Origin of the sequence: Paraburkholderia madseniana (assembly GCF_009690905.1) — a bacterium.
GTDB classification, from domain to species: domain Bacteria; phylum Pseudomonadota; class Gammaproteobacteria; order Burkholderiales; family Burkholderiaceae; genus Paraburkholderia; species Paraburkholderia madseniana.
In genome coordinates, this window is the sequence record NZ_VOSW01000108.1 from 12,793 (window position 1) to 30,699 (window position 17,907).

Annotated in this window: 15 protein-coding genes and 1 pseudogene; 4 read left to right on the forward strand and 12 right to left on the reverse strand. The window is 58.7% G+C overall.

The annotated features are described in order from the left end of the window. Positions 1-11: 11 nt before the first annotated feature. Positions 12-1,292 (reverse strand): MFS transporter, encoded by a 1,281-nt coding sequence (locus tag FSO04_RS37435; RefSeq protein ID WP_154566513.1) that lies wholly within the window; start codon positions 1,290-1,292, stop codon positions 12-14. Positions 1,293-1,757: 465 nt separating this feature from the next. On the opposite strand from FSO04_RS37435, the gene FSO04_RS37440 reads away from it, so the two are divergent. Beyond that, positions 1,758-3,905 (forward strand): hypothetical protein, encoded by a 2,148-nt coding sequence (locus FSO04_RS37440; RefSeq protein ID WP_154566514.1) that lies wholly within the window; start codon positions 1,758-1,760, stop codon positions 3,903-3,905. A gap of 465 nt (positions 3,906-4,370) precedes the next feature. Then, complete coding sequence (locus FSO04_RS37445) at positions 4,371-4,748, forward strand: hypothetical protein (RefSeq protein ID WP_154566515.1); 378 nt, start codon at positions 4,371-4,373, stop codon at positions 4,746-4,748. Between the two features lie 314 nt (positions 4,749-5,062). Here the strand turns inward: FSO04_RS37445 and FSO04_RS37450 are convergent, their stop codons facing one another. The 6 genes and pseudogenes from FSO04_RS37450 to FSO04_RS37475 form a co-directional block, all read right to left on the reverse strand. Then, on the reverse strand, positions 5,063-5,278 hold the full coding sequence (locus tag FSO04_RS37450; RefSeq protein WP_154566516.1) for a hypothetical protein: 216 nt from the start codon (positions 5,276-5,278) through the stop codon (positions 5,063-5,065). Next, positions 5,278-5,562 (reverse strand): annotated as a pseudogene (locus FSO04_RS37455) (penicillin-binding protein); the annotation flags it as partial. The gene FSO04_RS37450 and the pseudogene FSO04_RS37455, both read right to left, overlap by 1 nt. Before the next feature lie 223 nt (positions 5,563-5,785). Then, positions 5,786-6,532, reverse strand: coding sequence for a DUF6875 domain-containing protein (locus tag FSO04_RS37460; protein ID WP_154566517.1), 747 nt, complete (start codon positions 6,530-6,532; stop codon positions 5,786-5,788). Between the two features lie 241 nt (positions 6,533-6,773). Continuing rightward, positions 6,774-8,609 (reverse strand): serine aminopeptidase domain-containing protein, encoded by a 1,836-nt coding sequence (locus FSO04_RS37465; RefSeq protein ID WP_199203093.1) that lies wholly within the window; start codon positions 8,607-8,609, stop codon positions 6,774-6,776. A 14-nt stretch (positions 8,610-8,623) separates the two neighbouring features. Beyond that, positions 8,624-8,908: an acyl carrier protein gene (locus FSO04_RS37470; RefSeq protein ID WP_154566519.1), complete on the reverse strand. Its 285-nt coding sequence runs from the start codon at positions 8,906-8,908 to the stop codon at positions 8,624-8,626. 94 nt (positions 8,909-9,002) lie between these two features. Beyond that, positions 9,003-10,580: an amino acid adenylation domain-containing protein gene (locus FSO04_RS37475; RefSeq protein ID WP_154566520.1), complete on the reverse strand. Its 1,578-nt coding sequence runs from the start codon at positions 10,578-10,580 to the stop codon at positions 9,003-9,005. A 1,063-nt stretch (positions 10,581-11,643) separates the two neighbouring features. On the opposite strand from FSO04_RS37475, the gene FSO04_RS37480 reads away from it, so the two are divergent. Further along, positions 11,644-11,907 carry a hypothetical protein gene (locus FSO04_RS37480; RefSeq protein ID WP_154566521.1) on the forward strand — a complete coding sequence of 88 codons (264 nt, stop codon included), beginning with the start codon at positions 11,644-11,646 and terminating at the stop codon, positions 11,905-11,907. Between the two features lie 511 nt (positions 11,908-12,418). On the opposite strand, the gene FSO04_RS37485 is transcribed toward FSO04_RS37480, so the two are convergent. Both FSO04_RS37485 and FSO04_RS37490 read right to left on the reverse strand, forming a co-directional pair. Further along, complete coding sequence (locus FSO04_RS37485) at positions 12,419-13,138, reverse strand: hypothetical protein (RefSeq protein ID WP_154566522.1); 720 nt, start codon at positions 13,136-13,138, stop codon at positions 12,419-12,421. 11 nt (positions 13,139-13,149) lie between these two features. Next, the gene (locus FSO04_RS37490) at positions 13,150-13,707 is read right to left on the reverse strand and encodes a hypothetical protein (protein WP_154566523.1); all 558 of its coding nucleotides are present in this window, start codon (positions 13,705-13,707) and stop codon (positions 13,150-13,152) included. A gap of 222 nt (positions 13,708-13,929) precedes the next feature. Here FSO04_RS37490 and FSO04_RS37495 point away from each other — a divergent pair, with 222 nt between their 5' ends. Further along, a complete protein-coding gene (locus FSO04_RS37495) occupies positions 13,930-14,223 on the forward strand; it encodes a CppA family protein (RefSeq protein ID WP_154566524.1) in 294 nt (97 codons plus the stop codon). Positions 14,224-15,153: 930 nt separating this feature from the next. On the opposite strand, the gene FSO04_RS37500 is transcribed toward FSO04_RS37495, so the two are convergent. The 3 genes from FSO04_RS37500 to FSO04_RS46570 all read right to left on the reverse strand — a co-directional run bounded on the left by FSO04_RS37500 (position 15,154) and on the right by FSO04_RS46570 (position 17,543). Further along, positions 15,154-16,506, reverse strand: a complete 1,353-nt coding sequence (locus FSO04_RS37500) for a hypothetical protein (RefSeq protein ID WP_154566525.1) — start codon at positions 16,504-16,506, stop codon at positions 15,154-15,156. 628 nt (positions 16,507-17,134) lie between these two features. Beyond that, positions 17,135-17,344, reverse strand: a complete 210-nt coding sequence (locus FSO04_RS37505; RefSeq protein WP_154566526.1) for a hypothetical protein — start codon at positions 17,342-17,344, stop codon at positions 17,135-17,137. Between the two features lie 34 nt (positions 17,345-17,378). Beyond that, positions 17,379-17,543, reverse strand: a complete 165-nt coding sequence (locus tag FSO04_RS46570) for a hypothetical protein (RefSeq protein ID WP_166618329.1) — start codon at positions 17,541-17,543, stop codon at positions 17,379-17,381. Between the last annotated feature and the right edge of the window lie 364 nt (positions 17,544-17,907).

Genomic DNA, 17,907 nt, shown 5'->3' on the forward strand with positions numbered 1-17,907 from the left:
GCCTCGTGCTTTCACGCGTCGAGCTTCGCGGGCGTCATGCGCGGCGTCAGCATCTGCATGACGGCAAGCGCGACGAGATAGGCGAGCGCGCCGATCGCGAACAGTACCCAGTAGTGGCCCGTGCGTTGCAGGACCTGTCCGATCACTTCCGAGAACAGCACCGCGCCGATCGAGCCCGCCATCCCGCCGATCCCCACAACCGCGCCCAGCGCGCGCTTCGGAAAGAGATCGGACGCCGTGGTGAAAAGATTCGCGGACCAGCCTTGATGTGCGGCTGCGGCCAGTCCGACGATCGCGACGGCACCCCAAAGATTATCGACTTGTGAGACGAACGCGATCGGCAGCACGCAGCACGCGCAGATCAGCATCGCTGTCTTGCGCGCGGCGTTCACGCTCCATCCGGAACGCAAGAGCGCCGAAGAGAGCCAGCCGCCGCCGATGCTGCCGACGGTCGTCATCGCATAGATGCAGACGAGCGGCAGGCCGATGTGCTGCATGTCCATGCCGCGCGACTCGTTAAGCCACTTCGGTAGCCAGAACAGATAGAACCACCACACCGGGTCAGTCAGGAACTTGCCGATCAGGAACGCCCACGTCTCGCGCTTTCTGATCAACGCGCCCCAGCCCGGCGCGCGGGCGTTCACGTTGACGGCATCGAGCGCCTCGACCTCGTCCTGTCCGCCCTCCACCGAACTCGTGTCTGCGGACCGGTAGAGAGCGAGCCATACGGCCAGCCAGACGAGGCCCACCGCCCCGATGATCACGAACGCCGCACGCCAGCCGAACGCCAGCGCAAGCGGCGGGATGATTGCGGGCGCGAACACTGCGCCGATATTCGCGCCAGAGTTGAAGATGCCGGTCGCAAGCGCACGCTCGCGCCGCGGGAACCATTCTGCCGTCGTCTTGATGGCGGCCGGGAAGTTACCGCCCTCGCCGATGCCGAGCAGCGCACGCACTATGGCAAAGCCGGCCACCGAGCCGACCGCCGCATGCAACACCGCAGCCGCGCTCCAGATCAGCATTGCAAGCGCGTATGAAATGCGCGTGCCCAGCCAGTCGACGATCCGGCCGAAGCACAGAAGGCCGACCGCGTAGAACGCCGAGAAGGCGATCACGATGCGGCCGTACTGCACCTGGGTCCAGCCAATGTCGTGCTGCAGCACTGGCGCGAGCAGACCGAGAATCTGACGGTCCATGTAGTTGATTACGGTGGCGAAGAAAAGCAGCGCGCAGACCGTCCAGCGGTAACGGCTGGCGGCGGTGCGGGCGGGTCTGATGACGGCGGTTTGCATGTGAGTCTCCGTTGCGCGGCGGCGCTCGTCGCGTCGCGCTATGTGTCATTGAGGGCGGGGAGCGCCGAGGGTCGCTACGCGCGCCGCAGCAGGTGTGTTACGTCACGAGCGCGCCCAGTTAGGAAAACGTTTTTCTAGAATAGAAGTTTTGTTACTCCCTGTCTAGTCCTTAGTTTACCTAGTCTTGCGCACTGTGATCCGGTGGTGGGACCATCTAGCCACGAAGTCTGGTTAATCGTTTTCGTTCCCATGCGCAGCGGCCTCGGCAGATCGAGACGGCGCGGAGATCAGGCGGACTGGCGGGGCACGGGTCGGTCGTGTCGGCGCGAACAGATTGAAACGACGGCGAGCGGATTTTTCGTAGGGTTTTTACTGGCTTCCGTCGAGCCGTGCCTAACGAACAGCCGGACACGCTTGTGAAGTTGCTAGTTTCAGCATCGATCCACTTACAATCAGGAGACAAAAATGCATTCGTCAAGAAAATCATCCGTTATTTTTGCGGCCAGTACACTGACGTTCCTTCTCGTCAGTGCCTGCGGAGGCGGCTTGGATGATGGTCCGAAAAATCCAGTTTCTTCTGCGTCCACCGTGTCTCTTCACGGAATAGTTTATGGAGCGACGGATACGAGCGTCCCGTCAGGAGCAGGCGTGTCCACAACCATGATGGGGCAGATGAGAGCGCTCTTTGATCTCATCAAGAAAGCGCCTGATTTCACACAAGTGGTGATGGATCTGGGCGACGGCAGCCCGGTCCATGTGCTCGATACCAATACGGGCGATAAATTTCTGCCTGGCAAACTGGCGCTCGGCCTGTCGTACATACTGATCGATATGAAAGCGAAAGGGGATCCGAAATACGCGGATTACCTCGCGACGTATCAGAAAATAACGACCGCCATGATGGCGCAGACGAGCGGCGCCAACTACACGTACGCAAATACATCCTGGGGCGAGTACTACTACCTCGTTGCGCTCAATAATTTCAAAGCGCACGGCATGCTCAACGAAGTCTTCAGTGACGCAATGCTGGCTACGCTGCAAAATCGCCTGACCTTCTGCGACATGTTCGGCGCGGATGCGAGCGGCACGAAGAACACGTGCCCCGCCACAGGTGTGCCGGTCGACGTTGCATCGCTCAATACGGCGCAGAATTACTATGCCGTCTCTTACGGTATCGCAGGGCTGAGACAGAAACTCGGATGGAGCAATCCGACTTTCTTCTCCGCCACCGACCCGGCTGTGGCATCGATGGGCGCGCGCGACGCGCTGCTGTACACGCTCACGAATCACATTAGAAAGGACTCGTCCGGCGGCTTTTCCGACGAGGCCTCGAGCACCCATACGACCTATTATGATCAGGCGCGCTTCGATCGGTACAGCACGTTGCTAATTGGCGAAGTCGTTGAGCGAACGTTCGAAATGGGCAATGAGGCCAATCTCACGCCCGAATTGAAATCCTATCTGCGCAAGTCAGTCGATCTCATTCTTCCGCAGCTCAACGCAGACGGCCAGGGTTTCAACTATGGCAGGTCCATCGGGCCGTACGGAGACTCAGCCTTTATGGAAATCCTGACTGCTGCGGCAAATGCTGGCGTACTGTCCGCTCAGGAGATGGAGGTGGCCTATTCGTTCATCTACAAGGCGGCCTATCGTTTCGACACGTTCTGGTACGACCCGACCTTGCCGACTCCGTCAGTGAACATGTGGGTCAAGGGCCGCGGCACCGACGCGTATCGCGGCAAGCCCCGCGTGATGGGCGAGAACTTCAGCCTGCTGCACCAGTACATGTATGTGAACGCGTGGTGGGACAAGCTCGGTTTCAACGGCAAAGCGCCGATGTCCGATTCCGACCTGCAAGCGTGGCTGAATACAAAGCCGCATTACACGCTCACCTGGTACAACTTGCCCACCGATACCGCGCATCCATATAGCGCCGCGCTCATCACCGTGCGCGACGGCAAGCGGGTCATCAATCTGAATCTGAGCCAGGCACCCGACTACAATTCGTACACGCCCTATTACCCGACGCCGTTCTCCGACAACCTGATTTATGGCACAACGGATCTGGGCTATGCGTTGCTGATTCCGCAAGTTTCCTATAATGGGAAAACCTACATTCCGGTCACGTATTATAAGAACCTGAGTGTTCAGGAAAACAACGGGCAGGTGGTCGTCTCTTTCGACACGACCAAGTTCCGGCAGGCCGTTAAGAATGCAACCTATGCCACGGATATCGACTTGCAAGTCCACACGGTTCTAACGTTTGGTCAAGGCACACTGACGCGAACCGATACGCTGAGTTCTGGGACGTTGACCGGCGCCATCGCGGTCGAGACGGACTTCACGTCCTTTGCGGATTTCCAGAACACCATGAATAGCGATGGTTTCTCGGTTAAGTACGCCAATAGTAATGCGACCAGCTATGGCACGACGGGTTTTGACGGTTGCGTCCTGTCTAACTTCGAAATGGCGGCCGGGGTAACCAATCCGTTGTCGACCACTCCGATCGGGCAGCTGCATTCGAACTTTGCCTGTACGACGCGCCCCTTCGCACTCAACGCGGGAAGTGATCGTACGTTCAGCTGGACTCTGAAGTACGCCGGTTCGAATTGATCCTATGAAGTGCGCCGGCCTTTTAAGGGCCGGCGTTGCCTCGCAAGGAAGTTTATGAGCTGAAAAGCTTCCTATGGTCGAACTCTCGTGATGTGTAATCTGGTGTGCACGTTAGCTGTCCCCCGAAAGGACGTGCTGTGTCTGTTAGGAAATCATTACGTAGGGCAATTCATCGGAGTCGGTCTGAAATATTGATGTCCGCCGAGTGGCTTTTAGATGCGATCCGGCCAACCCAAAGCTCGAAGAAGGACTGTTCGTTACTCGAAAGCGATCAGCGGTTCGAACGGTTCGATCGGCTGTAGCGGGTCGAGCTCGGCCCTTGATTGTCGTCGCGGCCGTATCTCTGATATGGCTTCGCTATAATCAATCGATTCCCGGCGTCGCAATGTCGAAAAAATGCCTTCCAAGCGAAACAGGTCCCCCAGCCGAGCCCGCAGGCCGCTGACGAAAGCACTTCTATTGCCGATGGATCTCGCCTCCGCCAGTGAACGGTCGCTGTCCTGTCATCTTGCGCTGGTCGCATGCCGCGACGGACATTGCAACAGCCATCTGGTCAATGAACTTATACGCGCGGTGTACCTGAGCTGGTATCTGCAGCGCGCTGGTTATGGCAACCAACCGGTGGAGCAGTTCAAGATCGCCGAATCCGCGGCCGAGATCACCCTGGCGCACGCTCATGAGACGGGAGAGTGGCGGCTCGCGTCGGAGGTAATCTGCGACTTTGAAGCGCTGCTGACGCTGTATGACGCCCAGCTCGCAAGGGCTCCTCTTCACGAAGTATTCGAAGCGGAGCGGCAGCTGAGGGTTTTTCTGACGGGAACGGACCATTCGCCGATCCCGTAATCGACGTATCGGCAAGCTTTAACAGATTACTATTCGGTCGGAGCACTTGCCGCAGGGGTAGTTGCATTCTTGATTCGGTTCTCGATAAACTTCGGATTCCTGCTCATTTTACATAATTATATTGATCAATTTTTGACATGACATCGTCAACACGACTAGCGGCTTTGTGCCTTCGCGGTCGAGTCTGCTGCAGACGGCAAAGGCTGGCGACCAGGAGGCCGCCTTTCCGCAATGGCCGCTTCCGAGCAAACGACCTGGCGTCACCGACGCCCCCGCTGCTACGGCTGTTCTTCCCGGCCATAGCGCCAAACTGGCTACCCGACCTGAAGCAGGTTCATTATCTGATTAGCAAAAACGCCTATTTCACCAGCATTCCAATAAGCCAGTAGGCCTGGCTGAGCGTGATGATGCCTCTGTCGAGCGATCCGGTTCGAGAAATCGGTCAGCGGGCTACTACCGGCCGCCTCGGATTGAGATGCTGCGTCGGCGGCACCGGCGAATGCGAATGTCGCGTCCGCCAGCGACGACATCAGAAGCTCCAGAAGAGGAAGTGTCGATGCCGTCGCGCATGGACCGTGCGGGGTGGCCAGGTCTCGGGTCCGAACCGCGCATCCGGATCAATGACCCTCGCGCGCAGCGCCATGTCGTAGAACGCGCCCACCATCGGTAAGGCGCTGTGCGCACCCTCGCCCCAATAGTCGTCGCCAAGTGTCACACGCCCATCGTCGAAACCCACCCACGCGCCCGCGACCAGTTGCGGATGCATCAGGATGAACCAGCTATCCGTGTTGTCCTGAGTCGTGCCCGTCTTGCCCCCACCCGAAACGGCATCAGCGTGCCAAGGTGGAGTTACGTGTCAACCACTTCACAGACGGGAGCGCCCATCCCATTGCTTCGAGCGGGGCCTTCGACTTAAGTCGATGGACCCAAGGGTCATGCCATTGCGCGATCAAAGCAGATAGGCGGTTCATCTGCTTGAATACCTGCGGGCGACGCCGGCTTCGGGAACGCATTGGGCCTGCTAGCGGCGCATCCAGCTACCGTGACCAACTTCGCCTTGCTATCGCTAATCTCAGTTCCCCGATCCGTTTCTCAATTCTCAGGATGTCGTCTTCGGGCAGAACTTCTCCAACCCATAACCTATAGTCCAATAGTTCGCGAAGACGTACTTCGGTTGGACTATCGTCTCGATCAATAAACATCGCATCATGAGGCGTTATAGCTCGCACAACAAAAACTGGCCGGCTACTACGCATCGGCCGGAATGTTTGTGAATGAACCCCTTTCGTCATGCTTAAAGGGTGAAATTCACCGATCATCAATCCTGCCTTCATAAAAACGGGCTTCGACATCGAATGTGCCTCGTCTATATATTTCGAATATAGCTCTTCTTTCAGGCCATTCAAGAATATGCATATCGAAAAGAGCCGCGATTTTCCGGGCGTGCCGGAAGACAGCCGATGATAAAGAGCAGGCAGCCTGTTCAATACCGGGAGGAAAATTTCGAATGGTAGTTCTTTTACATCCCAGGCACAGAAAACCAATGATCCTTCGTCATGAACTGGCTTGGCAAAAGGGCAGACGGCGCCACGACGGCCCAGTTCAGCATGAGGCCTCATGATAAAGCCCGCAAGCCAGTCGAGGCCCGATTCAAATACCCTCCGGGTGAATTCGTCGGGCACGGATTCGATGTCTGTCGACAAGCATGCCGACCGCTCTATTTTCTTGATTTCCAAATCAAACATCGAAAGGAGAGGTCCGCATTCTTCAATATCAGTCGCCATGATCTAAGCCGTCGATTCGTTGAAAAGAAGCAATGCACGATGTGCACGCGGCGTGTGTCAAGACGCTTGTCGCCTCAGTCACGCAGCCAGGGGCTGTTTGTTTGCATTTTGCGACGCCGCTGACGACGGAATCGCGCTCCGGATTGAGCGTGACGACGGCAATGGGCGTCCAGTCTTGCGTGTCGCCCGGCGCGTGTCACTTATTGCTGCGCGTCTTCGACGCAGGGGCGGAACTGCGCCGTCATCGGACAGCTTTGCGCGGGCCGGTCTGGATCCACATCCGCCGCAGCGAACTCATGTGTAAAACTGTACCGTCCAGGACGTCGGCGCACCCGGTATCGAAAGTCTTCTCGTGCAAAAATTCCTCGAATTGCGCCATCACAATTTCACGCGCTGTGCGCGAGAACAACGAGTGATCCACTTTCTCCAGTATCTTTGCCGTAACGTTCGTCAGCTTTTCAAGTTCGCTACCGTTCGGTCGAAAACGGATCGCCAGTTCATCGAGCCCCGCATCGAGCGAGCCGTACACCAGCGACGTTCGCACGCCCTTGCGCTCGAGGTCCATCAAGAGTTGGCGGATAGCACCCGTCGACGTGTTGACGCCCAACCTGCCTTCGAACGGACTGCCGGCGAGCGAAGTCAAGCGCATGTACCAGCGGCGTCCCAGCTCCACGGCGATCGCTCGCCCATTCGCCCGGCCGCTCAGCAGCCGGAGCCACTTATGGGGGTTGCGGATCGAACGCCAGTACACCTGACTGGATTCGATATGGTGAGCGCCCGGCTTCGTTTGCGGGCCGCCCCAAAAGAAAAACGGCAAGTTGACCGACATGCAGCCCACCACGCGAGGATGCGCTAACGCCGTATGAATGCTGACGTATGCGCCCGTGCAGACGCCGAACGTGACAACCCCCGGGTGTCCGGCCGCAATCAGCCATTCCACTCCCGCCGTCGCGTCTGTGACCGAATGACGCGCGTACACGGCTTCGAGCGTCGGCGAATCTTCGTGATGCAGACTATCGCCAAGGCCGCCAAGGTCCATGCGTAACGAGGCGATGCCTTGCCCCGCAAGCCGTCGCGCCATCAGTACGGCAAGCCGTCCGTCGCCGACGCGATGAGCGCCGGCCGTGTTGACGAGCAGCACAGCGGGGGTCCGCTCTTGCGCGCAGCGCGGCTGGCAGAGCACGCCGACATAGCGCCCGCCGCCGAACACGACAGGCGTCTCGTGACCTGCCGCAAAATCGATCCGCGCATCGGCGGCTGGCGGAAGTATCTCCACCGCAGGCGTCGTCGGCGTGCCGGACCGAAAGCCGAGCCACTCGAGCACGCTGTCGAAGGCCCGTTGCGGCGGCACGCTAAACCGTGGGTCGACCAGGAACTTGTCGTACTCGGGAAAGATCTGCACGTCTGCGCTCGCACCATGACCACGATAACGCTCTATCAACTGGCGCATGGGAGCGCTGTCGCAGGCATCATGCAGCAGCACACGGCGCGCGGCGGGCCGCTCGCGCTGTACGAGGTCAACGGCAGCGAGTTGCTCGAGCGTGTCGGCATACAGCTGGAATCCGAATGCGCCCACGGCTCGCCCGTCGTCATCCGCTTGCACCGCTGCGCGGCCGCTTGGGGTCTTGAGCCAGCTCTGATGCTGCATGTTCAGCTCCCGGATATAACGCTTGCCAGCTATGACGGGCGCCATCAAAATCAGGCTATCGGTGTCGCCCAGTTCTTCGGCCGCCATGACTGCCAACGTTGCTCCCAGACGTAAGCCACACAGGATCACGCGCGTCACACCGGTAGCCGTCCGCAGATACTGTGTCGCAGCCTTGATGCTGTCGATCCATGCGCGAAAGCGCTGCGGATCTTCCTCGTTGCCCTCCGAATCCCCCGCTCCCGGATAGTCGAAGCGCAGAACGGGGATACCGCCGGCCACCGTCAACCCTTCTGCAAAGTCGCGCCAGCCGCGGTGCACGCATAGCGCGTCGTAGCCGAACGGGCTGCACAGCACCATGCCCGTCGTGGCCCCGTCGCCCGCCGGCAGGTGCAGCGACCCGTAACAGCCACCAAAGGTGACTGGCCTCATTGCAGCCTTCGCTGTCATGCCTGTCGCCGCGCAGTCGCACACGGCCGGTGCGTCGTCCAGTCGTCCCTTACGAGCGGTGCGAGCGCGCTCGCGAGCGAATCGATACTTCGAAACAGGTCAAACGTAATCAACTCTCCCGGTATCTCTATGCCCAACGCGTCTTCAACGGCCAGCATCACACGAAACGTGCCGAGCGAGGACAGACCAGCGGCGTAAAGGTTGTCGGTATCGCTCAAGGTTTCGACCGGCACCTCGAGGCATGCGGTTTCCGCAAGAATGCGGCGCAAAGCGACTTTCATTTGCTCCCCTATAACGCCTGCTTTTCAGGCATGCCATCAACGCACTCATGCGCGGCGATGGCTGGCTATTCGTTGCTTGGATCTGGCACAAACCTCAGGCGGCAACCATGCCGTGTGCGCACTGTCTTGCGAGCGCCATTCTGTCGATTTTGCCGTTTACGTTAAGCGGAAACGCGTCGATGACAACGATCCGTTGCGGCACCGCATGGACGGGCAAGCGCTGCCGGCACGCCCGCAGAACCAGCGCGGTCTCGACCCGGGCGTTCGTCACGAAGGCGACGAGGCCGATGGCTTGCCCGGCTTCATCGAGCGGCCATGGGATCACCGCGCACAGCGCAGCTTGGCTGCACGCTTGCACGACATGTTCGACCTCTTCCAGCTCGATCCGGTTGCCGCGAATCTTGACCTGCGTATCGAGACGTCCCTGAAACACGATTCCGTGTTGCGTGGTGGCGCGCGCGGCGTCGCGGGTTCGATACCAGCGTCGCTCGCGCCGGCCGTGATAGGTCTTCGCGATGAACCTGCTATTGCCGGCTTCGTCAGGCGACAGATAGCCGCCGGCTAGCTGCGGACCTGCGATCAGCAACTCGCCCGTCTGCTCCGCGGCGACAGGTTCGAGTTCGGCATCGACAATCATCAGCTCCACGCTCGGGAGCGCCCAGCCGAGCGGCATGACGCTGTGCTGCGGATCCTCGAGGAATCCGGCGCTGACCTCGAAGCATGTGCAGGCGATGGTCGCTTCGGTCGGCCCGTACATATGCAAGATCCGGCTGTTCGGCGCGGCGCGCGCCCACGCTAACGCCAGCGAGCGAGATAGTGGCTCGCCGCCGAACATCGAGACTCGAAGACTCGGGAATGCACCCGGCGTCAGCTTGCGCATCTGCTGCATGAAGCCGGCCACGGAAGGTACGCTATTCCAGTGTGTAATCTCGTGACGCTTGACGAAGTCTGAGTTATAGACAGGATCGACGGTGTCAGGCACGTACAGGCAGCCGCCGTTCGCCCAGCAGACGAACATGTCGTGCACAGACGGATCAAAGCCTAGTTCGCAGAACTGGATATAGCGTGCATCGCGCACGTTGTCGTCCAGTTGCAACTGGACTTTCACATAAGCATCGGCGTTCGCATGCGTGATCGGTACGCCCTTCGGCACCCCCGTCGAGCCGGAGGTAAAAAGTATGTAAGCGACGTCGCGCATGGAGCCCTGGCGTTGCACATACGGCGCAGCGGGCAGCGGCGGCAGATGGGTGACAACGGAGGGCAGATGGGGATCATCCACATCTTCGTCGAGCTGGAAGATCCGTGGGCGTTCGTCAAGCAGGGACAGCACTTCATCGAGCATCCCGGCGCAACGACGATCGACCAGCATCAACGGCGCGCCGGACTGCTCGATGATGGCCGCGATCCGCATCGCTGGCATCTTCGGGCTGAGCGGCACATAGGCCATACCGGTATCGAGAATTCCCAGCACGCCAACGTAGGCGGCCGCGCTGCGATGCCCAAACAGCAAACACCTGCGTGCGTCGCCGGTCCGTGCAACCGCTGCCAGTCCCGCGGACACGCGACGTACCCTGGTTTCGATTTCACCGTAGCTGTAAAGACGTTCAGTGGCCCATAACGCCGGGCCGTGCGGCTGGCTCGCGGCAGAATCGAAGAAGAAGGTGTGCAACATCTGACGCCCTCGGTCGCTCTCGGGAAGACAGGCACCGCCACAATCACGGCACCAACGGTGTGTGCAGCATGCCACCCGGTCATCAGTCGACTAACCTCGCACGTAACTTTCGCTGCCGACAGCCGGGCTGGCCAATTGCTTGCAATGCAGCATAGTGGAAACCGGACCGCAGGGTCAAGACAGAGTCTTGTAACGGGATGTGAAGAAATTTGATACGGATTGCGAATTTAAATGCTAGAGCACCCCGAATGGCACTATAACTATTAGGCTTATGATAGAAATTCGCGCTCAGCTTGGCCTAACCCTGATTCCGATCGCGGCCGGGAGAATGACGATGAGGCTATTCGCTTTGTTTGCGGTCGCACTGCTCGCGACATTCCCGCACATTGCATTCGCCGAAGATTTCTGTGACATCGGAGGGGCGTCTCGATACATCCCGTTGCCAAGGGCCGTGAACATCAACGGGGTGTCCGAGATAGTGGAGGTTGCCCATGGTAGCGCCGGCCGGATTCAATCAATGAGCAGTTTTGTAAGAAAATTGCCGAATTTGTAAATCCACAAACGCGACCGGCGCTCGCTGATCCCAGTGGAGCACCGTGGCCTGTTGCGCATCCAAAATCCTCAGACTTAATGGTGCAAAAAATACCTTGGTCGCTGTTACAAACGAAGATTTTTCGTCTTGAGGCGAGGACCGACGAACGATACCTTCAAGTCACTCGTGCGGTCTTCCCAGTCACGCGGGTGTGTTTTCAGCGGCGTCCCGATTCCAAGCCGGTGACGCCACTCTTTATGGCCCCGGGCTTCAAATTACAGCGTTTGCAAAGTGCGAGTCGTTGACAGTCGCCACCCCGACCACCGTTGATCACCCTCTTGATCTGTTCGTACTACGTATGATTTGAGGGTGCGTCGAGCGTGTAGTTCGATAGACACTTCTTTCTAAAGCAACGCAGGCCGTAGCCCTATGGATTGATGCAGCGGCGCGCCGACAGGAGCCCAATGCACGGTCAGGAACAGCCGTTGCAAAGAGGCGTTCATCCGCTGTCCATGGCATCGAGGAGGAGATATGCGCGACCATACCTGCCAACCATACCGAGAACTCGGAATACACGTGCGCGTCGACGAGAACACCGCGCTTTCCTTCAACGGTGTCGAGCCACGCTATACCGTCACCTGGTATGTGCATAAGGAAGCTCGCTTCCTTCCGGAAAGCGTGGTTGCAAGTTATGCAGAGTCGCTTGAATTTGCGTGTCCCGAGGAGGCTGTCGCCTACGGTCAGCGTCGTGCGCATACTTTCGTCGATTGCGCATTCGTCGTCTCGAGGAGGTGACGTCACCACGCGCAGGTCGGACGTGTGGCCTCCCCAGATCGCGCCAGCGGCTTCTTGAGACTGGTCATGAATCAGGCCGACCTGCGGCCGACGCTAACGACTGCACCTAGGTGACCCGTCCAGGCGAGTGACGAGTGGCACCGTCATGAATTACGTGGATGCTAATGTTGAGGCTTCGGACTGGTGCCAGGCTTCATCGTGCTTACGCGATGGGCAGTTCAGCAGCGGCCCAGCGGCGGTCGCATGTGTATATCGATGCCACTGGGGAATGTCTCTATCCGACCGAGGCCGTGTGAAAAACCATGCTGAATGCGGCGTTCAAAAAATCGACCGCTCATATCGCACCGTATTGGCTTGGAAGCAACTCGGGAAGGGTAAACCGACACCCGAAAACCGAGTACTTTTGAGTTTTCGCACGGCCTCGGTCCTTCTCGGACGCCATGTCATGGGGCTGACGTGGTCGAGTATGGCCCGGCGAGCATTCTAAAAGCGGACCTATTGACAACCTCATTCATCCTAGCGCGCCTGGTAGCCAAGTGGTGGCCTTGCAAGCGGCAATGCTTGCTCCCGGCCCGTTGATCAACGCAAGAACCTTGCGCTGACGCTCGTTCGCGGGCAGTTGCAAGAGTCTTTGCTGACTCGGATGCAGGGACGCGCGTGTTTCGAACGGGACACCAGCCAATAGCTCTGCTGGCGCCAGTTCGTTCAGCGCGTCCTGCGCCGTAACCAGGAAAGCATGGACCTCAGTTCTCAACGCCCCCCGAAGGGCGAGAAGCACAGGCGGCAACAGTTCAGGCACCGGTCCAGCGAATTGCCACGCGGGAAATTCACGACCGTTACTCTGGCCTGACGGCACGACGCAATAGAACTTGTTCGCTTCGACATAGCGATACAGGCTCGCGAGCGACATGCGCACCTTGCGCTGCTCGATCACCTCCGAAGGCTTCAGGTTGACAACAGGCAACGAGGAGGAGCGGGCTTCAGATCCGTCGGCGTCACCGGACGCCAGAATCGTCGCGAAGCGCTCTTCCAGGACATGTCGCAGCAAGTCACGGATCGAACTGTCCGCGAGCTCCGGGACTTTCACCCGCAACGTCCCTTCGATATCAGAAGCAAACGACTCGGCGACATCCCGAACCAGCTGACGCGCATCGCCCGCGTAATTGCCGGTAAGCGCAGCACGGATCTTGAGAGCCGACGCTTCGTTTCGTTCTTTCGTCACCTGTGTCATGAAAGCCTCCTTCAGGCAATTTGCGGCGGGGCGCCGAGCGGGTTCAAGCGCTTCGCGAGGGCAGCGGAACTGCCTGTCTCGGCCGTCGGATTAACGAGGCGCCGCAGAAGGGATAACCGGACAACCCCGAGCCGTTGTGCCAGCCGACGGGCGTCGGTAACGAGCAAGTGCAACTGCTCGAGCCAATACTCGCGTGCAAGCCAGCGGCTTGAGAGGGCGATCTCGGTTTCGTTGAGATAGTCAGCCGCGTAGCGTAGTCGCGAGCCGAACAGCTTTTCGATAGCGCGCGCGACCGGCGACATCGCGCGGTTGTCGGCCTTTGATCTGAACAGCTTGAACCAGAACTCGTAGACATTCCCGAGTTGGCTCAACGCGGTCGCTTCAATCTCGGAGCCGAACTCGCCGTCGTAGTCCGGATCGACGCGGCCGAAGCATTCGTCAAACGTCACGCGCCCTTCGGGGGCATCCCGCAACGCATAGTCGCCAGGCTGCGGCCCGAAGGCGAATATAGCCTCGGTCGTGCGTGCGTTGCTCTTTGGTTTCTCAATGGGCGGGTTGAAGGTCATCACGGCGGCTATTTCCCGAAAGCAGATGGACCGATTATAGGTGTTTTCTCATTTTTCGCAAGATTCTTTATTTTCGCACCACGTACTCGCTGCCGGCGCTGTTCGGTGCGCAAGTCCCGACTTCAGCGCCCGTCCATCGGCCAGGGATTTACGCACTAACTTGAAAATCCCCTGATGCCTGTATATATATACAGTATGTTTGTATATACAGTTGCGGAGGATGGCATGGAACATCTGGTGCGTGTGCAGAATGAACGGGACCGCCGCACGCTCGCGTGGCTGCGCGGGCAAGTCGGCGACGCGGCGATCGTGGCAGCGGCGCAGCGCTGCGGCGGCCCGTTGAAACCTTACCTGTCGGCCGTGTGCCGGACGCTTGGCGTGACGGCGCCGCGGTTCAGCGGGGCGCGCCGGCCTGCGCCGAGTTCCACCGCCGAGCAATCACTGGCCACCATCCGGCAGATTCTGGCGTCACGAAGCGGCCGGCGGCCGTCGAAGCCCGTAGCAGTGCAGCGCGGCTGAGAAGTCCGGCGCGCGCCGGTGCAGTGACTCTAATGTATACGTGGTCCGTCCTAGCGACACGACTACAAACGGGGCAAAGGTGGGGCTGGCGGCAGGACTGGCCGCCCGTCTTTGCTTCGCCATGACCGGGTCCGCGACGTGCGGGCCGTTTTTTTTTGCGCCGGTCTAGCCCGTTCAACCCCACTTATCAGCGTTGCGCGATGAAAAGAGGGCGCCACCGGAATCGCGCCGACGAACATCGAGGCGCGGAAGTAGCGGAATGAGTGTCCGGCCGAATTTGGTAGCTAATTGGTAGCCTTTTGTTATCTATTAGCTACCTTATTGCACGAGGAAATTCCAGAGGCAAAACCCGTCGGCTGGACATGCAGTCGACGGTTTGCATAGATTTGTTCGTGTCCGATCCGGCCAGGAGACCCCTACACTTAGACGGGAAGTTTGGCTGCGCAAGCAATCGCCGATCGTCACGGTCTTGGGTACGGGGAAATGTTTCTGCAAGACGCGGAAACAGTTTTACGCAAACCAATAGCATGCTGGTGCAATTAGGAATACTACATTTTACATAAAAGAAATGATCAACTTTTGACGTGACTAGCCGCCCGAAATTGCACGAAAAGGACGATTACCCCAGGTGGGTACCGCCATATTTCGCACGAAAGGTACAATTACCCCAGCTCACGTAACGATAGTGAGGTTTTCGTCCTGGCCGAATCACTTCGCGAGCCGACGAGTGCAGCAGACGAAGAAACGACGCCACGGGAGTTGCCCGTAGCTTCCAGAGCTCGGCTCCAGCCGGCGCAAGCAATCAAGGCTGCGATGAGAAGAGGCAGGTCTCTCTTCTCAACGACCGGGTACGTGGCGTCTGCTGAAAGGGCGCGCCGTTTCGCGGGCAGCCCCCGCTGCCACGGAGTTCTGCTGAACTGTCGATTCAGGTCAGAGCGAAACGATCTGTCGCAATAGTTCCAGCGCTTTCATCTCATCCAGCCGCCCAGTCCGTGCTTTCCCTGCGAGCGTCTTGATCAGCGCTTCTGCTATTGGTTCAATGCCTATCAGATCGTCCAGGCTCGTCACGGGAGCAGAACGGCGCGGCTCCGCAATAACCTCTGTGACGGAGGCCGGCGCCGGCTGCTGGTGAGAGGCGGGCGGTGGGACATCGTTGTCAACAGTTTGCCGGATCGCCAGATCGGAGGCAGGCGGGAGTACTGGATCTAGTTGCTCCACGACTGCCTTCGTCACGGCGGCATCGCTGGCGTGATCCGCCTCGGACGGTTGGGCGTGTCGATCGCTCGCGGTTTTCGCCTTCTTACCCGCGGACTTTCTTGCCACCGCCGCTTCCGGCCTTATCACAGCTGATAGCTCCCGTTGGTCAGATGCAGGTCGACCCGACTGTGGATCAAGCAGAGCCGACACCGAATCAGGAATGTCCGTGACTGAACGCGGAATGTCCAGCCAGCCAGTTGGCAACCCGAGGCGTTCAGTGAAGCGGCTGGCTTCGGCGTCGTCCATGCGCTTCTGCCCATACAGACGATTGTCCAGGTTGGAGGCGCTGATACTCATTACCGCGCTGAGTCGCACCTTCGATCCCTTACGGGAGGTGAGTACGTGCAGGTTGGCGCGACGAATGTTTTGCAGAGCCGCCAGGTCGTTCAACGGCAAGGATTGCTGGGCCCCCGACTTCACGGACGCTTTAGCTTTCGCTGATGCCGGTTTCGACGAAGTAACCGTGGCAGTCCTTGCCGCTGTGGACTTGCTCTTCGCGACGGCCTGTGGCGAGCCGCCATCGGTTCTCTTTGACATTTCTGGTTCCCTCGGCAAACGGTCGGTGGGGGTAGGGTGGCGGTTCGCTGGTATTGCCGGAGCCGGTTCCAATGCCTGCTCGTCCGCCGATTCCGGTTCAGCGTTAGCGCGAATAAAGTCAAGCGGCGCCTTCAAACGACTGATGGTCTCGGATGTGAGGGCAGGGTTGGGTTGATCGAAAAACCCATCGGGTAGCCCGAGCGTCGTTTCAATGTGGAAGGCCGTCTCGGGTGTGAATCTCTCGCCGTTTATTAATTCGGCCACGCGCGTCAGGTTGGAATCGAGTCCCAGTGCAATATTCTCTGCGCCCACCGCATCGACCAGCCATTTAAACGAACGCGTTTTGAAAATGGATGCCGTCTGGGTTGGATCCCGGGCAGGTGGCGTTTTTACGTATGGCTTGTTCTGTCGATGAGAAGTCGATGGTTGGCGCGATTGACGCGGGCCTTTGTCTCGAGATCCCGGATGTCGCCCATGTGGCTGATTCATAAAGTGGGCTCTCCGCCGGTGAAATCACTATCAATGCGGGGATTATAAGCGAGGGGGTACTCACGCCGGGCTTGTCGTCAGCCAACGAGCCGTTCTGGTGACCCAAACGCTGACGGCGTTGCTCCCGTCGGTTGTGGTGCCAATAGCGAAAGCGAGCGAGAAGCCGCCAGCTTGCGCGTCTACTCAACAAACTGAAAGCTTGGCTATCCAGACGACAGGCGCGGTAGTCTCTGTGAGCCGCACGTCGGTCAGACCGAGTTGGCCTCAGCGAATGCGATGCATCAGTTCGATCCCGGAGATCGTAACAGTGGAGTCCCTGAAGCGTTTGAAGCCGAGCATGACGTCCACCCGCGATTTGACGTTGCGATGATTCCGGTCGATGCGGTTTGCACACCGGCAAGCGGGTCTGTCTGAAGGGAGGAATTCGAACGCCAGCGTTCTGAGTGAGAGACCGTCGCGTTGTGCCCCAAGGGGCACCGTACACAGTCAGGTTCGCTGCTAGCCCATCTGCTCAGGCGGATCGAGACTAACGCGGACAGTCCGCTGCCCGAGATGGGTTAAGCCAACTTCAAAGATCGATACAGTTCAAGGCTGCGGTGGCGCAAAACCGTCGCCCCTTGTAAATCGTTCAATGAATCGAGTCCCGGGTGTTGAAGAGACTATGCGAGTCCATCCAGTCGTACGATTCGTTGCTGTGCGCCCACGCCCAGTTCCTTGCTGTCTCACGTTTCTTGCCGACCGCCTGTGCGACCTCTTCGGAGGGTGAACCTCCGTCATACTTGTCGTTCGTGCACTCAGCGCGGCCGATGTTTCTGGATTTCGATGAGTCGTAGTTCATTGCGGTTCCTGTTTGAGATTGCTGTCAACGCGTATCAATCCTGCTCCACCAGCTCATCGTGCATCGACACGGCAAGAAGCTCGGCGAATCGCTCAAGCGCTGCGACTGAGCCGTGCACTGTGCGGTACTCCTGACGCCCAATCTTCGCGTCAAGAACCACCGTCATTCCCGATTTCCGAGCCAGGTCAAGGATGTCCATCTGATGCTCCACATCGTTGAATCATGCGATTCTGTTAGCACTCTGATGCGCGTGAGCGGTTTGTCCACACAATCCATTCTATGCACTATGCGCTGGGCATCAACGCAGCCACGGTGAATTCACAGTTTTCAAAACGACAACAATAGAGACGGCGACCGGATACTGCGAGATCCCATCCGCATTCCGAATACGATGAAATACAAATCGTCGGAAGATTGACCGCGAGGTTAATCGGTTCTGATAATCATATAGCCGGCCTCCCCTCCGTTCGGGTCGAACGGCTGGCGTAGAGTCGAGGTGCGAACAGCGACGTGACGCACAGGAGGCCGGCATGAACAAGTTTAGTGGAATCGATCTGCACTCG